The organism is Paraburkholderia sp. BR10141 (assembly GCF_056155635.1).
The window spans coordinates 228,685-248,661 of record NZ_JBMIQH010000008.1; the positions used below are offsets into that span (position 1 = coordinate 228,685).

A 19,977-nucleotide genomic window follows, 5' to 3' on the forward strand; every position below is an offset into this window, starting at 1 on the left:
GTTGGTGCCTCTATGCTGTGTCCGGAGCACGAGAGACGTTAACGACGTACGTCGCGCAAGGAAGCCATAAGGTCTGTCATCAACTGCGGATGGCGCGGCTCCCAGCCCAGTCGCTCCCGTGTGGCCTGACTGGAAACCGGGTTATCTGCGCTGACGAAGGGCGCCAGCCAACCAAAATGCTTCGCAGCATCTTCAGTTGGCAAAGGCATGACCTGGATGTCAAGATGGCGCCCAATTACCTCGGCGATGTTACGGAACGGGATGCCCTCCTCGGCCACAGCGTGATAGCGGGCTCCCGCCTCGCCGCTTTCGAGCGCGAGCCGGAATAGCAGCGAGGCGTCGAGCCGGTGCACGGCAGCCCATCTGTTGCCTCCATCCCCTGGATAGGCGGAAATCCGCTTCTTCCGTGCGATTTCGATCAACCGCGTGACGAGCCCGAGCCTGGTCTCGTCATGCACCGACGGCGGCAACCGAACGACCGTGGCGCTCACGCCGGTCCGGACGAGATCCAATGCCGCTTTTTCGGATTGCGCCCTGCGCCCGCCCACCGCACCGGCATCGGCGGAGTCAGTTTCAAGTGCCCGACGCCCCTGTGCCATCGCCATCGTCGGAAACGCGATGACTAGCGAGCCTTTTCTTGCTTCCAGTGCGTCACCGAATGTTTCGATGGCGCGCCGCTCTGCTCCCACGGCCGCAGTCGTGAATCGCTCGACGATATTCGTTGGGCGACCGCCGAACACGATGCGCGCACGAATACCGAGGCTGGCTTGCGATAGCGCGTGAAAGAAGGCGGTGTGAATGACGCCATCCGCAGTTGCCGCAGCCTGGCGCAGGACGTGGAGGTCCTCGATCGTCCCGCGGCAAGCTCGAGCCCCCAAGGCTTCCAGCGAAGCGGCGGCCTTCGCCGAGCGTACAAGTCCGGTAACGTCGTGGCCGGCGGCGACAAGACTGCGAACGGTAGCAGAGCCTATGAAGCCTGTGGCTCCAGTGATAAAAACCCGCATTCCGGGCTCCTTCGGTGTAAATTCAGTGGGAGGACGCGGCCGATCCGATGCCGAAATAATCGGATTGCGTCAGATTGGCGAGGAGGCCAGCTTGCTCAGGCGTCCAGCCCAAAAGCGCCCGCGTGCAATCACTTGTAGCAGGCGCGTCAATTGCCACGAATGGTGCAAACCATCCGAAATGCGCGGCGGCCTCCTCCGCAGAGGGTGAAACCAGCGGTAAGCCCAGGCTACGGCACCGACGAGCGACCGTGCACCGACGGCGGCGAGCTTCTCGACGCCCCCTGCTGAGCGAACCAAACCGATGACCTGATGCCCACATTGAATCAGTTCCCGGACGACGGCGGAGCCAACCCAACCGGTCGCCTCAGTAACAAATACTCGCATCGCAAACCTCCTCTTTCGTTTCCAGGACAGGCTACGGCATTGAACCCGGACGATCTATGTTCTAAAGTACCGAATTAGCATTCAATCGTTCAGAATTTGTCTATGACGGACCCGTTATCGGATGTACTGTCGTTGCTGAAGCTGCGCAGCTATGTGTCCGGCGGCTTCGATGCGAGCGGAGATTGGGCCGTGCGATTCGGTCCACACGACGGCATCAAGTTTCACGCTGTTCTTTCGGGCCAGTGCTGGGTCCTTGTAGATGGCGAACCTGAGCCCGTGAAAGTCATTGCGGGGGAGTGCTTCATACTTGCGCGAGGGAGGCCCTTTCGAATCGCAAGCGACATGGCTGTAGAAGCAATCGATTTCCGCACGCTCCTACCGGACGTGCAGGACGGTCGTATCGTGACCTACAACGAGGGCGGCGAGTTTCTGAGCATTGGTGGCTATTTCACGCTGGCCGATGGCCAGGCAGATCTCCTGTTGAACATGCTCCCGCTTATCATCCATGTCCGGGACGAGCCGGGCCTCTCCACGTTGCGATGGTGTGTTGAGCGCATGAGGCAGGAATTGCGCGAGCGGCAACCGGGGGGAGGCATTATTGCTCAGCAGTTGGCCACAATGGTGCTGGTGCAGGCGTTGCGGCTGCAGCTTTCCAACGCGCGGAGCGATGGAGTCGGCTGGCTTTTCGCTCTCGCCGACAAGCGCATGCGCGCGGTGATCAATGCAATGCACGAGGCACCGGGCACCAAATGGACCCTGCAGACCCTGGCCGGCCAAGCGGCCATGTCACGCACCGCTTTCGCGCTCAAGTTCAAGGAACTCGTAGGGCTCTCGCCGATGGACTATCTGACGCGCTGGCGAATGACGCTCGCCGCGGACAAGCTGAGGCATTCCCGTGACTCCGTTGCCGAAATTGCGCGGGCGCTGGGGTATGAATCAGAGAATTCATTCAGCACAGCGTTCAAGCGGGTCATGAATTGCTCGCCTCGCCAATATGGGCGCAGGGCAAGCACAGGCAACGTATCGGCGAAACAGAACGAGACAGGAACGCGGGTTTTATGAGTTCCGCCGCTATTGACTGAAGCCAAGCGAAATCTGCTGCGGACCACGTGGAGCGGTAGTCCGAGATTTACCCGTGAAAACGGACACCTAACCTTTTATCGGGAGGTGTCGAAATGGGCAGGCAATGTACCCATACCCAGGGGAGAGAGCATTGACAATCGCAGCATAGGCAATGTCTATCGATTTCGGATCGTCGTGCGTTCCGCACTCGACCGTCACGCCGAACCATCCAACTGCGCGCATGTACTCGGTCGTTCCACGGCCCTCTGAGACAGGGCCGCGCGGATATCCGTGACGTGCACGCACCTCGAGAAAGCGCGCGTAAATCTCCAGCCAGCCGTGAGTGACGATTGACGGCCCCAAAACTGCCGCGAACGAACCCTCTGCCTCCGCATGGTGGAACGGTTCCAACATGCCATCGTTGTTCTGTGGCCCAAGAAAGATAAACGGCTCGCCCTTGCTGCGAAACGAGTGGAGGTCGAGCAGGATGTCATGCTCCCGCATCAGCGAGCACAACTGGTTGCCGATGTGGTCCTCATAGTCCACAGGAGCGCTCTTCTCGCGTAGATCGCGATTCAGGTCGCGCTCACCTTCCCGTGTCCGCTGTCGAAATGCCTTCGGGTTGGCAACGGGAACGAACGTCACGCTGCCACGCCGGATGGCGAGCCAGCCACTGCGGCAATCCGCAAGAGCCGATAGCCAAATATTCTGTTTGACAAACACTCTTACGATATATATCTTAAGACATGTTTTAAGACACTCTCCAGACAAGGAGGCCCTATGCGCCACCATTCGCACTTTGGTCAGACTGGCCGTCACGGCCATCCCGCGCGCGATCCGCGCGACTTCTTCGGCGGCCGCCACCCAGCCATGCAGGCGCTTCACGCGCTGCGCCACGCAATGGGCCGCCATCGCGGCGGCGAAGGCCCCGGCGACTTTGGCGACCGCTTCGGCGACGGTTTCGGCCGCGGCTTCGGCGGTTTCGGCGACGGCGACGGTTTTGGTCGTGGCCGCAAGTTCACGTCCGAAGACCTGCAACTCATGCTGCTCGTGCTGCTCGCCGAGCGCCCGAGCCACGGCTACGAACTCATCAAGGCGCTCGACGCACGTTCGAACGGCTTCTACAGCCCGAGCCCCGGCATGGTCTATCCAGCCCTCACGTACCTCGAGGAACTGGGCTATGTAAGCGTGACGCTCGAAGGCAACCGCAAGCGCTACGAGCTTTCGCCCGAAGGCCGCACGTACCTCGAGGCCAACCGCGAACGCGCGGACCTGATCCTCGCGAAGCTCACGCACTTCGGCCGCAAGATGGAAGTCATGCGCCGCGCCATGGCCGGCGAAGATCCGGCCGAAGGCAGCGCCTGGGTGCGCGAGTTGATCGAGGCGCGCCGCGCGCTCAAGCGCGCGCTGCTGCGTCGCACCGACGCCGCGCCGGAGGAACAGCGCCGCATCGCAGCGATTCTTGCGCGCGCCACCCAGGAAATCGAAACCGGCAGCGACAACAGCGACATTTGACAACCCGCTTCCACGCCGCGCCACCCCAACATCATCGGAGCCATACATGCAGAACCCGTCCCAACTCGAAGTCGTCCGTGTGCGTCACCCGCTGAAGTTCCGACTGTTGCGCGTGGCGCGCGTCACGGCGCTCTCGCCCTCGCTCGTCCGCGTGACGCTCACGGGTGATCTGAGCGACTTCGTCTCGGCGTCGTTCGACGATCACATCAAGGTATTCTTTCCCGCCGCCGGTGAGGAAAAGCCAGTACTGCCAACTTTTGGCCCTGACGGCATCGTGTTCCCCGAAGGCGTCGAGCGCCCTGCCGCGCGCGATTACACGCCGCGCCGCTTCGATACGCAAACCAACGAGCTCGATCTGGAATTCGCGCTGCACGAAGCCGGCCCGGCAACGGCATGGGCGGCACAGGCGCAGGCCGGCCAGTATCTCGGCGTGGGCGGCCCGCGCGGCTCCATGGTGATTCCCACGGGCTTCGACTGGCATCTGCTGATCGGCGACGAAACGGCGCTGCCCGCCATTCAGCGGCGCCTCACGGAGCTGCCGGCCGGCGCGCGTGTAGCGGTGGTCGTCGAAGTGGCGAATCGCGCGGCCCGCATCGAGCTGCCCACCGAAGCCGATCTTTACGCCACGTGGTGCTATCGCGACGAAAGCGAGTCGGAGCACCCGCTCGTGGACGGCGTGTCCGAAGTGTGGCTGCCGCCGGGCGAGGGCTACGTCTGGGCTGCCGGCGAAGCCTCGGCGATCCGCGCAGTGCGCGCGCATCTGTGCAACGAACGCGGCGTCGACAAGAAGCGCATTCGCGCTTGCGCCTACTGGCGCCGCGGCGCGCAGGGGGCCCACGAAACGATCGACGACTGATCGATCTCGCTGGCGCGGCAATACTGCCGCGCCTTTTTACGTTCAGGCTCGAAGCCAATACATGACCACTTCTCTCACATCGCTGCGCGAACGCACCCTGCTCTGGCTGCTGGCGCTCACGCAGTTCACCGTCATCATGGATTTCATGGTGATGATGCCGCTCGGACCGCAGATCATGCGCGCGTTCGCGATCACGCCCGCGGCGTTCGCGACGGCCGTTTCCGCGTATTCGCTCTGTTCGGGTCTATCAGGACTCCTTGCTGCGACGTATATCGACCGCTTCGATCGCCGCCGCCTGCTGCAAGCGACTTACGCGCTTTTCGCGTTTTCCAATCTCGCCTGCGCGCTCGCCACGAACTTTCATCTGCTGCTCGCCGCGCGTGCGTTCGCGGGTCTCACCGGCGGCGTGCTCGGCTCGATCGTGATGGCGATCGTGAGCGACGTGATTCCCGCCGCGCGGCGCGGCGCGGCCACGGGCATCATCATGACGGCATTCTCCATCGCCGCGATCGCGGGCGTGCCGGCCGGCGTGCTGCTCGGCGCGCATTACGGCTGGAGCGCGCCGTTCATGCTGCTCGTCGTGCTCTCGGTTGCGATCTGGCTCGCGGGCTCGCGCGTCGTGCCCTCGCTCACCGAGCACCTCGGCCAGCGCACGCCGCTCGCGCAAGTGCTGCCGAACCTCTGGCGACTGCTCACGCTGCCGCGTCACCTGAAGGCCTTTGCACTGACCTTCACGATGATGGCCGGCCATATGCTCGTGATCCCGTTCATCGCGCCGATGCTCGTCGGCAATCACGGCATCGCGCCGCAGCAGCTTTCGTGGCTCTATATGGCGGGCGGCGCGGCGACGTTCGTGACCTCGCGCGCGGTGGGCCGTCTCGCGGACCGCTACGGCAAGCGCCGCGTGTTCCGCGTGATGGCGCTCGTTTCGCTCGTGCCGGTGCTGTTCGTCACGCATCTGCCCACGCTGCCTTTCCTCGCACTCGTGGCGTTCTTCGCCCTGTTCATGATCTCGATGTCGGGCCGCATGGTGCCGATGCAGGCATTGCTCACGACGATTCCCGAGCCCGCGCGGCGCGGCGCCTTCCTGAGCGCCAACAGCGCGGTGCAGGCGCTCGGCACCGGCATCGGCGCGTGGCTGGGCGGCCAGTGGCTCACGAATGGCGCGCACGGCGCGATCATCGGCTTCGGGCAGAACGGCTGGATCGCCGCAGCGCTCACGTGCGTGGCGGTGTTGTGGGTTTCGCGGGTGCGTGGGGCGTCGGAAGACGTGTCGAATGACGTCGCCGCAACTGTGAGCGCAGCACCGGCGGCTGCGGCTGCGGCTGCGAAATTCTGAGCCACAAAAGAAAACCGGTTCGCAGCCGTGGCGCGCCTCATGAGCGCGTCACGCACCGCGAACCGGTCGTGCTTCAGGTAGAAAGCGGATGAAACCGCGGGCCTTGGGTAGCTTGCCCGCGTGCAGCGCGGGACCCGACCGGCCGATCGGGTGCCCGCGCTGCGTCACTCCGCGAGGGAGCGAGCCAACGATGCTTAGAAGCGGTGACGCAGACCCACCGTTGCGGCGACCTGGTTCTGCGAGGTCGACGGCGACAGCGTGTTGATCATCGCAACGTTCGCGCCAGCGTCGCCGAGTTCGCCCGAAGCGTGCTGATACACGGCGCCGGCGTAGACGTCGGTGCGCTTCGACAGCGAGTAGTCAGCCGTCAGCGAAACGGTGTGCCACTTCGGATCGCCCGAACCGTTCGAACCCGTGACCTTGCCGTCCGTGAACGTGTACGACGCGTTCAGGGCGAGAGCCGGCGTGAGTGCATAGGCGCCGTTCAACTCGAAGTTGTCGAGGTGCAGGTTCGTGCCCGTGGGGATCGAGAACGTCGTGCCGCCCTGACCGCCGGCGATCAGGTTCTGGTACTGCGTGTGCGTCCACACGAAGCCAACCGTTGCCGGGCCGTAGTTGTAGTTCGCGCCTGCGCCGAACGTGCGTTGCGTTTGAGCCGACAGGTTGAAGTTGTTGCCGTTCGATGCCGAGCTCGCGCCGTTCGTGTTACCGGTGCGCGTGTTGTTGATCTGCAGGTAGGCAGCCGAGAAGTTCAGCGGGCCGTTGCCGTACGATGCGCCTGCGCTCCATGCGCGGTTGTTCGCGAACTGGCCGGCGTCGTTGCTGAAGCCATACAGGCCGCCGAACTTGAAGCCCTGGTAGTTGACACTCTGGTACTTGACCGAGTTCTTGATCGAGAACGAGTGGTCGAGGTTGTCGTTGTCGAACGGGTGAGCCGCGAGGTTGTTGCCGTAGCCGCTGCCGGTTGCCGAGAGCGGTGCCAGGTAGTCGACCATCGAGTCATACTGGCGGCCGAGCGTCAGCGTACCGAAGCGGTCGCTCTGCAAACCGACGAACGCCTGGCGGTTGAACATCGTGCCGCTCTCGGTGTCCTTGCCGTTGTTCAGGTTGAAGCCGTTTTCCAACGTGAAGATCGCATGCAGACCGCCGCCCAGGTCTTCGCTGCCCTTCAGGCCGAAGTACGTGTCGCCGACGGTGCCGCTACCCTGGTTCCATGCGGCGTGGCCGCCGGCATTGTTCGCGTAGACGATACCCGCATCCAGTGCGCCGTAGAGAGTAACGCTGCTTTGTGCGTGAGCGGAGGCTGCGAATGCGCCGAGGACGCCCGCGATAATCAAAGTATTCTTCATGACTTTCCTTATGACATTCAGACCGCGCTGACGCGGCTCCGGGTATTGGAGCCACACCGGCAATCCCGGGCGAAGTCTACGTGTCAAAGGCTTTAAATCGTCTTGGCAAACGCTGTAACAGTTATTTGCTAAATCTGGAAATATCGGAATAATAATCCGTAAGTCATTGTGGCGAATGGGAAATACGGAGTAATGCGCAGATCGGCCGGAATAGGCCGTGTGGCAAGGACGCGACGCCCGCTTCAGCGCGGAGATTCGATTATTGTGAAAAGTGGATTAATTCCAGGCGATTTCGCGAGATTAAAATCTTCGCGGCCGATGAAACTTTATGAGCACGATCATAGTCTTATCGCGCGCGTGCATTATTGCTATATACAGCGATTATTATTGCGCGAAATCGCGATTATCAAACCGATGATTTTCGGCGTCCTTTGAGGCGCTCGCGGGCGCCCCTCGCGCGGCACGCGCGCGGGCGCGAGCGCGCGCATCCGTTAAAATCCCGAAACGCGTGCGCACCGCGCGCGCACCACCCGCATCGACGCCACTTCTACCGAACGGCCGCGTCGCCCTCACCCGTCCGGCGCGAGACCCCGTCATGACAAACAAAGCCACTCCTACGCAAGCCCAGCCCTTCAGCGAGTTGCCGCTCGCACCCGCCACGCTCGAGAACCTCACGCGCCTCGGCTACGTCGACATGACGCCGATCCAGGCCGCGAGCCTGCCCATCGCCTTCGCAGGCCACGACCTGATCGCCCAGGCCAAGACCGGCAGCGGCAAAACGGCGGCGTTCTCGCTCGCGCTGCTCTCGCGCCTCGACCCGCGCCGTCAGGATGTGCAGGCCATGATCCTCTGCCCCACGCGCGAACTGGCCGACCAGGTCACGCAGGAAATCCGCCGTCTCGCACGCGCGGAAGAGAACATCAAGGTGCTGACGCTGTGCGGCGGCACGCCCATGCGCCCGCAGGCGGCGAGCCTCGAACACGGCGCCCATATCGTCGTGGGCACGCCGGGCCGCATCATGGATCATCTGGAGCGCGGCAACCTCGCGCTCGGCGCGCTCAATACGCTCGTGCTCGACGAAGCCGACCGCATGCTCGACATGGGCTTTTTCGACGACATCGCCACCGTGGCGCGCCAATGCCCCAAGGAGCGCCAGACGCTGCTCTTCTCGGCGACCTACCCCGAAGGCATTACGAAGCTGAGCCAGCAATTCCTTCGGAATCCGAAGGAAGTCAAGCTCGAAGAGCATCACGACGACAGCAAGATCCGCCAGCGCTTCTATGAAGTCACGGAAGACGAGCGTCTGCACGCCGTGGGCATGCTGCTCAACCACTACCGCCCCGTGAGCACGCTCGCGTTCTGCAACACCAAGCAGCAATGCCGCGACCTGCTCGACGTGCTGCGCGCGCAGGGCTTTCACGCGCTCGCGCTGCATGGCGAGCTCGACCAGCGCGAGCGCGACCAGGTGCTGATCCAGTTCGCCAATCGCAGCTGCTCGGTGCTCGTGGCGACCGACGTGGCCGCGCGCGGCCTCGACATTGCTCAACTCGAAGCCGTGATCAACGTGGACGTCACGCCCGACCCGGAGGTGTACGTGCACCGTATCGGCCGCACGGGCCGCGCCGACCAGGACGGCTGGGCGCTCAGCCTCGCGAGCATGGACGAGATGGGCCGCGTGGGCGGCATCGAGCAGGCGCTCAAGCGCGAAGTCGAGTGGAGCCCGCTCGCAGAACTGAAGCCCGCCAGCAACGAGCCGCTGTTGCCGCCGATGGAAACGCTGCAGATCCTCGGCGGCCGCAAGGAAAAGATCCGTCCCGGCGACGTGCTGGGCGCGCTCACCGGCGAAGCCGGCTTCAGCGGCTCGCAGATCGGCAAGATCAACGTGACAGACTTTTCGACCTACGTGGCCGTGGAGCGCAGCATCGCGCGCGACGCGCTGCGCAAGCTCAACGCGGGCAAGGTCAAGGGCAAGAAGGTCAAAGCCCGTATGATGGACGAATGAACTGACGAATCATCCGCGCCGGGTGCGCACGCTGCTTGCGCACCCCCGCTGCACCGCGCCTCAGTTGCCCGGCGTTCAACCGGATCAGGAAAGCCATGAAACAACCGCTCAGAATCGATTTCGTCTCCGACATCGCGTGCCCGTGGTGCGCAATCGGCCTCTCTTCGCTGAACCTCGCGCTCGAACGGCTGCGCGACACCGTCGATGCACAGATCGTCGTGCACCCCTTCGAACTCAATCCGCAGATGGGCCCGGGCGGCGAATCCGTGCTCGAGTATCTCGGCAAGAAGTACGGCCGAACGCCCGAGCAGATCGCCGAGACGCAGGACATGATCCGCGAGCGCGGCGCGAGCGTCGGCTTCACGTTCGGGCCGCGCGAGCGCATCTACAACACCTTCGATGCGCATCGTCTGCTGCACTGGGCCGGCATCGAAGGCAAGCAGCTGCCGCTCAAGCTCGCGCTGCTGCGCGCGTATCACGGCGAGGGCAAGGACACGAGCGACCACGCGGTGCTCGTCGCGGCGGCGCAGTCCGTGGGGCTCGACGCGGATCAAGCGCGTGCAGTCCTGGAAAGCGGCCAGTATGCCGACGAGGTGCATGCAGAAGAGCACGAATACCAGGCGGCCGGTGTCCAGTCCGTGCCGGCGATCGTCTTCAACCAGCAGTATCTGGTCAGCGGCGGCCAGCCCGTCGAAACCTTCGAGCAGGCGATCCAGCAGATCCTGGCCGAGAGCGCCAAGGCCTGAACCGCTCAGGCGCCTGAAGCCCCCGTGTGGCGCGGCCTCGCGCCCGCGGGCGCCGCGCTTTCACGGCCCGCTGCGCCATCACATTCAGACGCCCGGCAGACGGCCGATGCCGGCCGCCCCCTCGCGGGCGTGTAAACTAGCGGGTTTTTTGCCCAGGTGGAAAAGTGCTAGCCCCGCAGCGCCTCGCGTTGAGCGGCCCGACGCTCGTTCGCTTACTTGCCCGCTTCGGCGACGCCGAAGTGCCCGAATCCCGGCAATCGATCTCGGACCAACTGAGCCAGTGGCTCGGCTGGACGGACGCGATCGCGCTTTCGACGGCGCTGAGCGTCCAGACGCCGGGCGGCGAGCCAGCCACGCGTGTGGGCGCCACTGCCGAACAAAGCCAGAGCGAGCGCGTGCGCGCGACGCTGAGAAGGGCCATCGTGGGCGAAGGCGCGCCTGCGCGGCGCGACGGACGACGCACGCAGGCCGCCAGCCAGCCTGCCGATGTGGAAGCCGATTTCGCGGATTTCCGCCAGCGCTACCTCGCCCTGCAGCAGGCGATGGAGACTGACATCGCCACGCTGCGCGCCCGTCTGCGCGCCACGCTGGCCGCCCGTGCGCCTGCGCTCGCGCGCCTCGCAACGGTGGACGCCGTGATGGAGCAGGCACTCGGCGCGCGCGAGCGCAGCCTTCTCGCCGGCGTGCCCGGGCTGCTCGGCGCGCATTTCGAGCGGCAGCGCGCAGCGGCCGCGTTGGAATCCGCCGGAGAAAGCGGCGCGCCTCACGCCTGGCTCGCCGGCTTTCGCAAAGATATGCAGAGCGTGTTGCTCGCCGAACTTGAGATTCGGTTTCAACCGGTGGAGGGGCTGCTTGCCGCCCTTCGCACCAGCTAACCCAAACGCTATGTCCCGAGCTATGTCCCGTTTTCGCATTGAACCTGTTGTCTTCGTCGTCGGTCTCGCCGCCGTGTGCTGGATCGGCGCCGGCTACGCGGTCACGAACCCGCTTGCGAGCGCCGTCACGCTGTTGATCGGCGCGTGCTATGTCACGGGCGCCTGGGAGCTTTATCGCTTCCACCAGGCCACGACCACGCTCGCCCAGGCCATCGCGCAACTGAACACGCCGCCCGCGCGCCTCGCGGGCTGGCTCGACACGCTGCATCCGGGCCTGCGCAACGCCGTGCGCGCGCGTATCGAAGGCGAGCGCGTGGCCCTGCCGGGCCCGGCGCTCGCGCCCTACCTCACGGGCCTGCTCGTGCTGCTCGGCATGCTCGGCACGCTGCTCGGCATGGTCGTCACGCTCAAGGGCACGGGCGCGGCGCTGGAAAGCGCCACCGACCTCGACGCCATCCGCGCCTCGCTCGCCGCGCCTGTGAACGGCCTCGGCTTCGCGTTCGGCACCTCGATCGCCGGTGTGGCCACCTCCGCCATGCTCGGCCTGCTCTCCGCGCTTTGCCGCCGTGACCGCATCGAAGCCGCGCAACAGCTCGACGTGAAGATCGCGACGACGCTGCGCGCCTTCTCGCCGGCCCATCAGCGCGAAGCCTCGTTCAAGCTGCTGCAGCGCCAGGCCGACGCCATGCCCGCGCTGGTCGACAAGCTCGGCGCGCTGATGATGCTGATCGAACGCCAGGGCGCCGCGCAACACGAACAGCAGATCGCGACCCAACAGGCCTTTGCCGCCAACGCCGAAGCCGCCTGGAGCCGCCTTGCGGCTTCCGTGGGCCAGTCGCTCAAGTCGAGCGCCGCCGAAAGCGCACGCGCCGCGGGCGCGGCGCTGCAGCCCGTGGTCGAAGCGACCATGGCGGGCCTCGCGCGCGAATCGGCGTCGATGCAGGGCGCGCTCACGCAGGCCGTGCAGCAACAGCTCGAAGGGCTCGCGCGCGGCTTCGAGGCGTCGACGGCGAACGTGGCCGAGATCTGGAACCGCGCGCTCGCGCAGCACCGCGAGACCAACGAGGCGCTTGCCGCCGACCTGGGCGGCGCGCTGGAGCGCTTCAACGCAAGCTTCGAGCAACGTGCCTCGGGCCTGCTCGATGGCGTGTCGACGCGCTTCGAAAGTGCGTCCGGAACGATGTCGCAGGCGTGGCAGGCGGCGCTCGAACAGCAAGAACGCGCCGGCGAGAAGCTCGCCGCAGGCAACCAGCAGGCGCTCGCGACGGCAGCGGCGGCGTTCGAGCAGCATTCGGCGTCGCTGCTGCGCGCGGTCGATGCATCCCATGCGGACCTGCAGACGAAGCTCGGCGCGCGCGACGAAGCGCGGCTCGCAAACTGGGCCGAAGCGCTCGCGGCGATGGCCGCCACCTTGCGCACGGAGTGGGAAGCGACCAGCGCGGTTTCGGCGCAGCGTCAGCAGGAAATCTGCGCGACGCTCGCGCAAACCGCGAACGACATCGCCGCGCAAGCGCAGCAGCACGCCAGCAAGACGATCGCCGAAATCGATCGTTTGGTCGATGCCGCCTCGCAAGCGCCGAAGGCCGCAGCAAACCTGCACGCGGAAATTTCCGCGCGCGACGATCAGCGCATCGCAACATGGACCGCATCGCTCGCGGCGATGGCCGCCACGTTGCGCACGGAGTGGGAAGCGACGAGCGCCGCCACCGCGCAACGTCAGCAGGAAATCTGCGCCACGCTCGCACAGACCGCGAACGAAATCGCTACGCAATCGCAGCAGCAGGCGAGCAAGACGATTGCCGAGATCGATCGTCTCGTCGATGCCGCCGCCGACGCGCCGAAGGCCGCAGCGAATCTGCACGCGGAAATCTCCTCGCGCGACGAGCAACGCCTCGAAGCATGGAGCGCGTCGCTTGCCGCAATGTCGGCTGCATTGCGCACGCAATGGGAAGCCACGAGCGCGGCCACCGCGCAGCGCCAGCAGGAAATCTGCGCAACGCTCGCCCAGGCCGCCAGCGACATCACCACGCAATCGCAGGCCCATAACGCCAGCACGATCGCCGAAATCGGCAGCCTCGTGCAGGCCGCATCGGCCGCGCCGCAGGCGGCAGCCGAAGTCATCGCCGAGCTACGCCAGAAACTGTCGGACAGCATGGTCCGCGACACCGCGATGCTCGACGAACGCAACCGCCTGCTCGCCACGCTCGAAACGCTGCTCGACGCCGTGAACCGTGCCTCCAGCGAGCAGCGCTCGGCGATCGACGCGCTCGTCTCCACGTCGTCGGATCTGCTCGAGCGCGTGGGTGGCCAGTTCAGCGCGAGCGTCGAAGCCGGGAGCGGCAAGCTCGGCGCGATCGCCGCGCAGGTCAGCGGCAGCGCCGTGGAAGTGGCGAGCCTCGGCGACGCGTTCGGCGCGGCCGTGAGCGTGTTCGGCGAATCGAACGACAAGCTCGTGGCGCACCTGGAGCGCATCGAAGCCGCGCTCGACAAGTCGCTCGCGCGCAGCGACGACCAGCTCGCCTACTATGTGGCGCAGGCGCGTGAGGTCATCGACCTGAGCATGCTGTCGCAGAAGCAGATCGTCGAGAACCTGCAGCAGCTCGCGAGCCAGCGCGCCACCGCTGGAGTGGATGCGGCATGAGCGACGAAATCGACGGCGGCGCGGCCCCCGCTGCGCCGGTCTGGCCCGCGTTCGCCGACCTGATGTCGGTGCTGCTGGGCGCGTTCCTGCTGATCCTCGTCGGTGTGGTCGGCATGCAGCTCGAACTGTCGAGCCGGCTCGCGAACGAGGTGAAACAGCGCAAGGCCGAAACCGAGCGCCGCAAGACGCTCGAAGAGGCGCTCGCGGGCCCGCTCGCGGCGGGGCGCGTGACGCTCGTGAACGGACGCATCGGCATTAGCGGCAGCGTGCTGTTCGCGCTGAACTCGGACCAGTTGACGCCGCAAGGCCACGATCTGCTCAAGAGCCTCGCCGGGCCGCTCACGGCGTATCTGAAGAGCCGCGACGAAATCCTGATGGTGAGCGGTTTCGCCGACGACCAGCAGGTGCACGCAGGCAACCGCCGCTTCGCCGACAACTGGGAGCTTTCGGCCGAACGCGCGCTGACGGTCACGCGCTCGTTCATCGACGCGGGCGTTCCCGCGTCGTCGGTGTTCGCGGCTGCGTTCGGCTCCGAGCAGCCGGTGAGCGCCAACACGGATGAAGCCGGCCGCGCGAAGAACCGCCGCGTGGAGATTGCGCCGGTGCCGCGGCCGACCGTCGGCGAGGGCAAGCATGCTCAATGATGCGGGCCTGGAGGTCGAACGAACCGCTGCGCCCGCCGCCCGCGCGCTGCTCGACGCCTGGCGCGCACGCGGGGCGGATCAGCTCGACCCGGTGCGCTTTCACTTCATCGAGGCGCTGGAACGCCGCGCCGCCGCACACGCGGGTGAAGCGCGCCGGCTCCTCGACGCGCGACTCGCACAACTACTTAAAGCCTTTTCAGACGACCTCGCACGCGAGACATCGAAAATTACGCACCAGTTCGACGGCGATACGCCGAGAAGCGAGCTGGGCCGCCTCGTCGATTCGCTAGTGCGCGCGGAACCCGCTCAACCGGCGACGCGCGTGCCGCACGAGCCGGACCCGGAACTGGTCGAATACTTCCGGCAAACGTGGCTGCGCGTGCGCTCCGAAAAGCAGTTGCGGCAGTCGCTGGACCAGGTGCCCAGAAACGCGGGGCCGCTCAATTCGAGCAGCCTCGTGCATCGCGCGCTCTCGCTGATGCGAGAAGTGTCGCCGGGCTATCTGCAGCAATTTCTCGCCTATGCCGATGCGCTTTCGTGGCTCGAGCAGCTGAATGCGAGTGTGGGAGTGGCGGCGCCGGTCAAGGAGGCGCCGCGAACAACGTCTGCGAAGAAAGGCTCGCGCAAGGGGCGTTAGCGCCCTCAGGCCGCCTTGCGCCGCTCCCGCACCGCCTGCGCCAGCCCATCGAGCACCGGCGCCGTCTGCGCCCAGCTGATGCACGCATCGGTGATCGACACGCCGTGCTTGAGCGGAACGCCCGGCTTCTGGTCCTGGCGCCCCTCTTCGAGATGGCTCTCGATCATCACGCCGACAATGCGCTTGTCGCCGCCCGCCAGTTGCTCGCCGATATCGCGCGCCACATCGATCTGGCGCTGATGCGCCTTGTTCGAGTTCGCGTGCGAGCAGTCGATCATGACCTGCTCGCGCAGCCCCGCCTTCGCGAGCGCCGCGCAGCACGCCGCCACGGAAGCCGCGTCGTAGTTCGGCCCGCTCTTGCCGCCGCGCAGGATCACGTGGCAGTCGTCGTTGCCGCGCGTTTCGAAGATTGCGGCCATGCCCATCTTCGTCATGCCCATGAACGCGTGGCTCGCGCGCGCCGCGACGATGGCGTCGGCGGCGACCTGCACGCCGCCGTCGGTGCCGTTCTTGAAGCCGATCGGGCACGAGAGGCCCGAGGCGAGCTGCCGGTGGCTCTGGCTCTCGGTCGTGCGCGCGCCGATCGCGCCCCACGCCACGAGGTCGGCAATGAATTGCGGGCTCAGCAGATCGAGGAATTCCGTGGCCGTGGGCAGACCGAGCGCGTTGATGTCGAGCAGCAACTGGCGCGCGGCGCGCAGGCCCTCGTTGATGCGGAAGCTGCCGTCCAGACGCGGGTCGTTGATATAGCCCTTCCAGCCCACCGTGGTGCGCGGCTTCTCGAAGTACACGCGCATGACGATCAGCAGGTCGTCCTCGAGCGTATCGGCCTTCGCCTTGAGCAGCTTCGCGTATTCGATCGCCTGGTCGTGGTCGTGGATCGAACATGGGCCCACCACCACCACGAGCCGGTCGTCGCGCTGCGCGAGCACATCCGCGATCTCGCTGCGGCTCGTTTCGACGAGCGTTTGCGTCTCCTGAGGCACCGGCAGCTCGTCGAGCAGCAGCGCGGGCGAGATGAGCGGGCGCACGGCGCCGATGCGCGTGTCGTCGATGCGGGTCGTGTCCTGGGTGGCGTCGGCCACGCCGACTTCCTGGTCGTGCTGCGGATTGTCGATACGGCTCAAGGTGTTCTCCAACTGCGCTTTTGACGCGCGCATCATGCATGTGTTTGGGGGATGAATGCGCGATTATCGCATCCGGCGCGCCGCCGGCATCCCGAAACAGCATGACACGTCGTCCTGAAACGAAACGAGGCGGCCCGAAGACCGCCTCGCACGAGGAACCCCAACGAACACCGCAACGCTCAGCGCGCCGCGTCCCCCATCGGATACCCCTTGCCCGCGAGGCGCCGCGCGATGCGCACGAGCGCGAACCACTGCTGCGCGAGCAGCCCTTCGCCATAGTTCGCGCCCCGGCCGTACGGCGCGGGCAACTGGTCGCGAATGCCGGTCGGCTCATGCTGCTTGTTCCACGACGCCGTGCGGAACATCACGTCCCACCACGGAAACAGCACGCCGAAGTTGCAGCCGTAGCGCGTGCCCTCGTGGCCATAGCCGATCGCATGATGGCGGCGATGAAACGCCGGGCTCACGACGATGCGCTCGAGCAGCCAGCCGAAGTCGATTCGCGCGTTCACGTGCTGCACGCTCTGCATGAAGTTGCTCACGGCCACGAGCACGACGAACTGCGCGGGCGGCACGCCGATAAGGAGCGAGATGCCCGCAAAGAACGCGGCCTGCACGATATCGTCGAGGAAGTGATTGCGATCGTCGCACCACAGCGACATCTGCTGCTGGCTGTGATGCACGGCGTGCAGTTCCCACCACACGCCGAAGCGATGTTGCCAGCGGTGATACCAGTAGCCCGCGAAATCGAGCACGACGAGATAGATCAGGAACGACACGATCGGCTTGTCGGTCACGCCGGGCCAGAGGCTATCTACTTCGATGTTCGGTATGTTGTGGATCGCCATCAGGCTCTGCCAGTGATTGAACACGGGCGTGAGCAGAAAGAAGAACGCGATGTTCAGAATGCCGAGTTTCGCGATCCATGTGTACCAGACGTCGGCGCGCAGCGCACGGCGATCGCCCCAGTCTTCCGCGGGCCGCAGCGCTTCGAGCGGGCGCAGCAGCACATACGAGGCACAGATCTGCAGCACGCCGACGATCACCCAGTAAAGCGCGTCATAGGTGTCCTCGTCGTAGCCCATCAGGCCGACCTTGTAGAAGACCGGCTGCACCACGTCCACGTAGACGAGCGTCTGCAGCCACGAAACGAGGTTGTCGGCCTGCGAAATCAGCGTATCGAGCATCGAGACTCCTCAATCAGTCCGGGTTCGGCGCGTACACCGGCGCGCTGTTCGCGAAGTAGATGCCATGCGGCGAGCGGCCCACCGCGATCGTGTCGATCAGCTTGCGCGTGTTCAGGTCGATGATGCCCACGTGCTTCGCGAAACGGAACGTCACCCATAGGTAACGCTTGTCCGCCGAAAGTTCCATGTCGTCGGGACCGGGGCGCAGGCCCGTGATGTCGGCGACTTTCGTGAGCGTCGTGTAGTCGAGAATGCTGATCGTGCTCTCGACGCGATTCGACACGGCAATATGTTTGCCATCGTCCAGATTGCGAAAGTTATGCGCGCCGCGGCCGGTCTGGATCTTTTTCACGACCGTGCGGTTGTGCCAGTCCACCACGGCCACGTTGTCCTCACCCGTCATGCCCACGAGCAGGTACTTGTCGCCCGGCGTCATCCACAGACCCGCGGGCGTGGTGCCCACCTGCAGCTTCCAGAGCACCGTTTGCGTCGGCAGGTCGATGGCGGCCACTTCGCCCGTGTCCTGCAGCGTAACGAATGCCGTTTTGTTGTCGGAGGCGAACGTGATGTGGCTCGGCGTTTTCCCGAGCGGAATGCGCTTGGCGATCGTGAGGTTCTTGCCGTCGTAGTGATAGACGTCCACGCGGTCGAGTCGCAGGCCCGCGGTCACGAACCATTTACGGTCGGGCGAAAAGCCGAGCTGGTACGGGTCTTCGATCCCTTCCAGGCGGCTTTGCACCTGACCCGTATGCGGGTCGAGGAACAGCAGGTCGTTCGACACCGAATCGGCGACGATGAGCGACTTGCCGTCGGGAGTGATCATCAGGTGGTGCGGTTCCTTGCCCGTGGGCTCGGTGCCGACCACGGTGCGGCTTGCCTGGTCGATGAGCGAGAGCTTCGCCTCGCCCGAGTCGAGCACGATGACCTTGTCGTCGGCGTGGGCGAGCGCGCCCCATGCGAGGCCGCTTATCAGCAGCGCAGTCGCGAACGGTTTCTTCATACGGACCGGTGTAAACGAAAAGATCGGGAATTCAGGCATTTCGTAAGGGAAAGAGAGCAGCGAAGGCGCGGCGCGCCGGTTTGTGCTGAGATAGCGCCAAGACAGTCGTGCGGATTGCCTGCTTAACGCGTGAGGGCCCGATTCCGATGACGCACTTTCAACGTATTCACACCTGCTCGATGCGTGCCACAGAGCGATGGGCTGCGTCTTCTGACCCCGGCCCGCGCGAGAAGTTGCATGGATCATCGCGCCCGCGATGACGAGGTGCAGCGCGCCCCCGACGGCCTCACACGCAACACGGCCGCCGCGGTACGCGAAGCGCTCGAAGGACGCCGCCGCGGCGTCGCCCTTCTGCTGCCGCTTGCGGGTCCGGCCGTGGTCATCTCGGTGGCGTATATCGACCCCGGCAATATCGCTACCAACATCCAGGCCGGTGCGCGCTACGGCTACGCGCTGCTCTGGGTCGTGCTGCTCGCCAACGTCATCGCCATGCTGTTTCAGGGGCTTTCCGCGAAGCTCGGCATCGCCACGGGACGCAATCTCGCCGAACTGTGCCGCGACAGCCTGCCCGCGCCGCTCGTGTGGCTCATGTGGGGCGTGAGCGAGATCGCGGCCATGGCCACCGATCTCGCCGAATTCCTGGGCGGCGCGATCGGCCTTGCGCTGCTCTTTCGTCTGCCGCTGCTCGCGGGCATGGCAGTCACGGCTGTCGTGACCTATGCGCTGCTGTTTCTCCAGCGCGCGGGCTTCCGGCCGCTCGAATTGCTGATCGGCGCGCTCGTGGGCGTGATCGGCATTTGCTATGTTCTGGAGCTTTTCATTACGCCGATCGAGTGGCAGACCCTGCTGCGCCACCTCGCCACGCCACGCCTGCCCGACGCGCAAGCCGTGACGATCGCGGTGGGCATCATCGGCGCCACGGTCATGCCGCATGCGCTCTTTCTGCACTCGGGGCTCACCCAGGCGCGTGTGCTTGCGCGCAACGACGCCGAGCGCAAGCGCCTCGTGAAGTTTTCTAACGTCGAGGTCGTGGTCGCGCTTTCGGTGGCCGGGCTCATCAACATGGCGATGGTGGTAATGGCCTCCGGCGCGTTCCACCAGGGCTACGCGGATGTCGCCGAAATCGAGACCGCCTACCGCACGCTCGCGCCGCTGCTGGGCGCGGCAGCCGCCAGCATCTTCCTCGTTTCGCTGATCGCCTCGGGCATTTCGAGCTCGGTGGTCGGCACGCTTGCGGGGCAGATGATCATGCAAGGCTTCGTGAACTTTCGCATTCCGCTGTGGCTGCGCCGCGCGGTGACGATGGTGCCGAGTTTCGTCGTGGTGGCGCTGGGCGTGAACGCCACCGACGCGCTCGTCATGAGCCAGGTCGTGCTGAGCCTCGCCTTGCCGTTCCCGATGGCCGCGCTCGTCTGGTTCACGGGTCGCGGCGACGTGATGGGGTCCCATCGCAACCGCGCGCTCACGGCTGCGGCAGCCGTGGCGGGCGCGGCCGCGGTGCTCTCGCTCAATGTCGTGCTGGTGCTCACGACCTTCGGCGTGGCGGTGCCGGGGCTCGGGTAAGGATCGGCTCGCTGCCAGGCGATGGATGCATGAACGGCCGGTCGGT

Annotated in this window: 17 protein-coding genes; 11 read left to right on the plus strand and 6 right to left on the minus strand. The window is 65.4% G+C overall.

The window, feature by feature from the left end; translation table 11 throughout:
* Nucleotides 1–38: 38 nt before the first annotated feature.
* Entirely contained in the window at nt 39–1,004 is a 966-nt protein-coding gene (locus ACOJB8_RS14265) for an SDR family oxidoreductase (protein ID WP_368729220.1), read from the minus strand.
* A gap of 486 nt (nt 1,005–1,490) precedes the next feature.
* Between ACOJB8_RS14265 and ACOJB8_RS14270 the strand changes: the two genes are divergently transcribed.
* Nucleotides 1,491–2,450, plus strand: a complete 960-nt coding sequence (locus ACOJB8_RS14270; RefSeq protein ID WP_368617804.1) for an AraC family transcriptional regulator — start codon at nt 1,491–1,493, stop codon at nt 2,448–2,450.
* 87 nt (nt 2,451–2,537) lie between these two features.
* Here the strand turns inward: ACOJB8_RS14270 and ACOJB8_RS14275 are convergent, their stop codons facing one another.
* Complete coding sequence (locus ACOJB8_RS14275; protein ID WP_475013005.1) at nt 2,538–3,095, minus strand: M14 family metallopeptidase; 558 nt, start codon at nt 3,093–3,095, stop codon at nt 2,538–2,540.
* Between the two features lie 135 nt (nt 3,096–3,230).
* Here ACOJB8_RS14275 and ACOJB8_RS14280 point away from each other — a divergent pair, with 135 nt between their 5' ends.
* The 3 genes from ACOJB8_RS14280 to ACOJB8_RS14290 all read left to right on the plus strand — a co-directional run bounded on the left by ACOJB8_RS14280 (nt 3,231) and on the right by ACOJB8_RS14290 (nt 6,160).
* A complete protein-coding gene (locus ACOJB8_RS14280; protein WP_475013007.1) occupies nt 3,231–3,965 on the plus strand; it encodes a PadR family transcriptional regulator in 735 nt (244 codons plus the stop codon).
* A 46-nt stretch (nt 3,966–4,011) separates the two neighbouring features.
* A complete protein-coding gene (locus ACOJB8_RS14285) occupies nt 4,012–4,821 on the plus strand; it encodes a siderophore-interacting protein (RefSeq protein ID WP_069269396.1) in 810 nt (269 codons plus the stop codon).
* 61 nt (nt 4,822–4,882) lie between these two features.
* Nucleotides 4,883–6,160 (plus strand): MFS transporter, encoded by a 1,278-nt coding sequence (locus tag ACOJB8_RS14290; protein WP_475013010.1) that lies wholly within the window; start codon nt 4,883–4,885, stop codon nt 6,158–6,160.
* A 194-nt stretch (nt 6,161–6,354) separates the two neighbouring features.
* Here ACOJB8_RS14290 and ACOJB8_RS14295 read toward each other — a convergent pair whose 3' ends face one another.
* Nucleotides 6,355–7,509 carry a porin gene (locus ACOJB8_RS14295; RefSeq protein ID WP_069266003.1) on the minus strand — a complete coding sequence of 385 codons (1,155 nt, stop codon included), beginning with the start codon at nt 7,507–7,509 and terminating at the stop codon, nt 6,355–6,357.
* 595 nt (nt 7,510–8,104) lie between these two features.
* On the opposite strand from ACOJB8_RS14295, the gene dbpA reads away from it, so the two are divergent.
* The 6 genes from dbpA to ACOJB8_RS14325 all read left to right on the plus strand — a co-directional run bounded on the left by dbpA (nt 8,105) and on the right by ACOJB8_RS14325 (nt 15,054).
* A complete protein-coding gene (gene dbpA / locus ACOJB8_RS14300; RefSeq protein WP_069266004.1) occupies nt 8,105–9,511 on the plus strand; it encodes an ATP-dependent RNA helicase DbpA in 1,407 nt (468 codons plus the stop codon).
* A 95-nt stretch (nt 9,512–9,606) separates the two neighbouring features.
* On the plus strand, nt 9,607–10,257 hold the full coding sequence (locus ACOJB8_RS14305) for a DsbA family oxidoreductase (RefSeq protein WP_475013012.1): 651 nt from the start codon (nt 9,607–9,609) through the stop codon (nt 10,255–10,257).
* Nucleotides 10,258–10,421: 164 nt separating this feature from the next.
* The gene (locus ACOJB8_RS14310; RefSeq protein WP_475013014.1) at nt 10,422–11,132 is read left to right on the plus strand and encodes a DUF3348 domain-containing protein; all 711 of its coding nucleotides are present in this window, start codon (nt 10,422–10,424) and stop codon (nt 11,130–11,132) included.
* Nucleotides 11,133–11,154: 22 nt separating this feature from the next.
* Entirely contained in the window at nt 11,155–13,773 is a 2,619-nt protein-coding gene (locus tag ACOJB8_RS14315; RefSeq protein ID WP_475013016.1) for a DUF802 domain-containing protein, read from the plus strand.
* A complete protein-coding gene (locus ACOJB8_RS14320) occupies nt 13,770–14,417 on the plus strand; it encodes an OmpA family protein (RefSeq protein ID WP_368617800.1) in 648 nt (215 codons plus the stop codon). The genes ACOJB8_RS14315 and ACOJB8_RS14320 overlap by 4 nt, the downstream gene beginning before the upstream one ends.
* Nucleotides 14,407–15,054 carry a DUF2894 domain-containing protein gene (locus tag ACOJB8_RS14325; RefSeq protein ID WP_342950166.1) on the plus strand — a complete coding sequence of 216 codons (648 nt, stop codon included), beginning with the start codon at nt 14,407–14,409 and terminating at the stop codon, nt 15,052–15,054. The genes ACOJB8_RS14320 and ACOJB8_RS14325 overlap by 11 nt, the downstream gene beginning before the upstream one ends.
* A gap of 5 nt (nt 15,055–15,059) precedes the next feature.
* On the opposite strand, the gene ACOJB8_RS14330 is transcribed toward ACOJB8_RS14325, so the two are convergent.
* From ACOJB8_RS14330 to ACOJB8_RS14340, 3 genes are all read right to left on the minus strand, one after another.
* Entirely contained in the window at nt 15,060–16,181 is a 1,122-nt protein-coding gene (locus ACOJB8_RS14330) for a 3-deoxy-7-phosphoheptulonate synthase (protein ID WP_368617798.1), read from the minus strand.
* Between the two features lie 179 nt (nt 16,182–16,360).
* Nucleotides 16,361–17,368: a sterol desaturase family protein gene (locus tag ACOJB8_RS14335; RefSeq protein WP_342950168.1), complete on the minus strand. Its 1,008-nt coding sequence runs from the start codon at nt 17,366–17,368 to the stop codon at nt 16,361–16,363.
* Between the two features lie 13 nt (nt 17,369–17,381).
* Complete coding sequence (locus tag ACOJB8_RS14340) at nt 17,382–18,368, minus strand: YVTN family beta-propeller repeat protein (protein WP_342950169.1); 987 nt, start codon at nt 18,366–18,368, stop codon at nt 17,382–17,384.
* Between the two features lie 237 nt (nt 18,369–18,605).
* Between ACOJB8_RS14340 and ACOJB8_RS14345 the strand changes: the two genes are divergently transcribed.
* Nucleotides 18,606–19,931, plus strand: coding sequence for an Nramp family divalent metal transporter (locus tag ACOJB8_RS14345; protein WP_368685139.1), 1,326 nt, complete (start codon nt 18,606–18,608; stop codon nt 19,929–19,931).
* The last annotated feature ends 46 nt before the right edge of the window (nt 19,932–19,977 follow it).

Excerpts from the sequence above, each read along its gene's own strand:
- ACOJB8_RS14265 (WP_368729220.1), bottom strand. The coding sequence starts at position 1,004 with ATGCGGGTTTTTATCACTGGAGCCACAGGCTTCATAGGCTCTGCTACC.
- ACOJB8_RS14270 (WP_368617804.1), top strand. The coding sequence starts at position 1,491 with ATGACGGACCCGTTATCGGATGTACTGTCGTTGCTGAAGCTGCGCAGC.
- ACOJB8_RS14280 (WP_475013007.1), top strand. The coding sequence starts at position 3,231 with ATGCGCCACCATTCGCACTTTGGTCAGACTGGCCGTCACGGCCATCCC.
- ACOJB8_RS14285 (WP_069269396.1), top strand. The coding sequence starts at position 4,012 with ATGCAGAACCCGTCCCAACTCGAAGTCGTCCGTGTGCGTCACCCGCTG.
- ACOJB8_RS14290 (WP_475013010.1), top strand. The coding sequence starts at position 4,883 with ATGACCACTTCTCTCACATCGCTGCGCGAACGCACCCTGCTCTGGCTG.
- ACOJB8_RS14295 (WP_069266003.1), bottom strand. The coding sequence starts at position 7,509 with ATGAAGAATACTTTGATTATCGCGGGCGTCCTCGGCGCATTCGCAGCC.
- dbpA (WP_069266004.1), top strand. The coding sequence starts at position 8,105 with ATGACAAACAAAGCCACTCCTACGCAAGCCCAGCCCTTCAGCGAGTTG.
- ACOJB8_RS14305 (WP_475013012.1), top strand. The coding sequence starts at position 9,607 with ATGAAACAACCGCTCAGAATCGATTTCGTCTCCGACATCGCGTGCCCG.
- ACOJB8_RS14315 (WP_475013016.1), top strand. The coding sequence starts at position 11,155 with ATGTCCCGTTTTCGCATTGAACCTGTTGTCTTCGTCGTCGGTCTCGCC.
- ACOJB8_RS14320 (WP_368617800.1), top strand. The coding sequence starts at position 13,770 with ATGAGCGACGAAATCGACGGCGGCGCGGCCCCCGCTGCGCCGGTCTGG.
- ACOJB8_RS14325 (WP_342950166.1), top strand. The coding sequence starts at position 14,407 with ATGCTCAATGATGCGGGCCTGGAGGTCGAACGAACCGCTGCGCCCGCC.
- ACOJB8_RS14335 (WP_342950168.1), bottom strand. The coding sequence starts at position 17,368 with ATGCTCGATACGCTGATTTCGCAGGCCGACAACCTCGTTTCGTGGCTG.
- ACOJB8_RS14340 (WP_342950169.1), bottom strand. The coding sequence starts at position 18,368 with ATGAAGAAACCGTTCGCGACTGCGCTGCTGATAAGCGGCCTCGCATGG.
- ACOJB8_RS14345 (WP_368685139.1), top strand. The coding sequence starts at position 18,606 with ATGGATCATCGCGCCCGCGATGACGAGGTGCAGCGCGCCCCCGACGGC.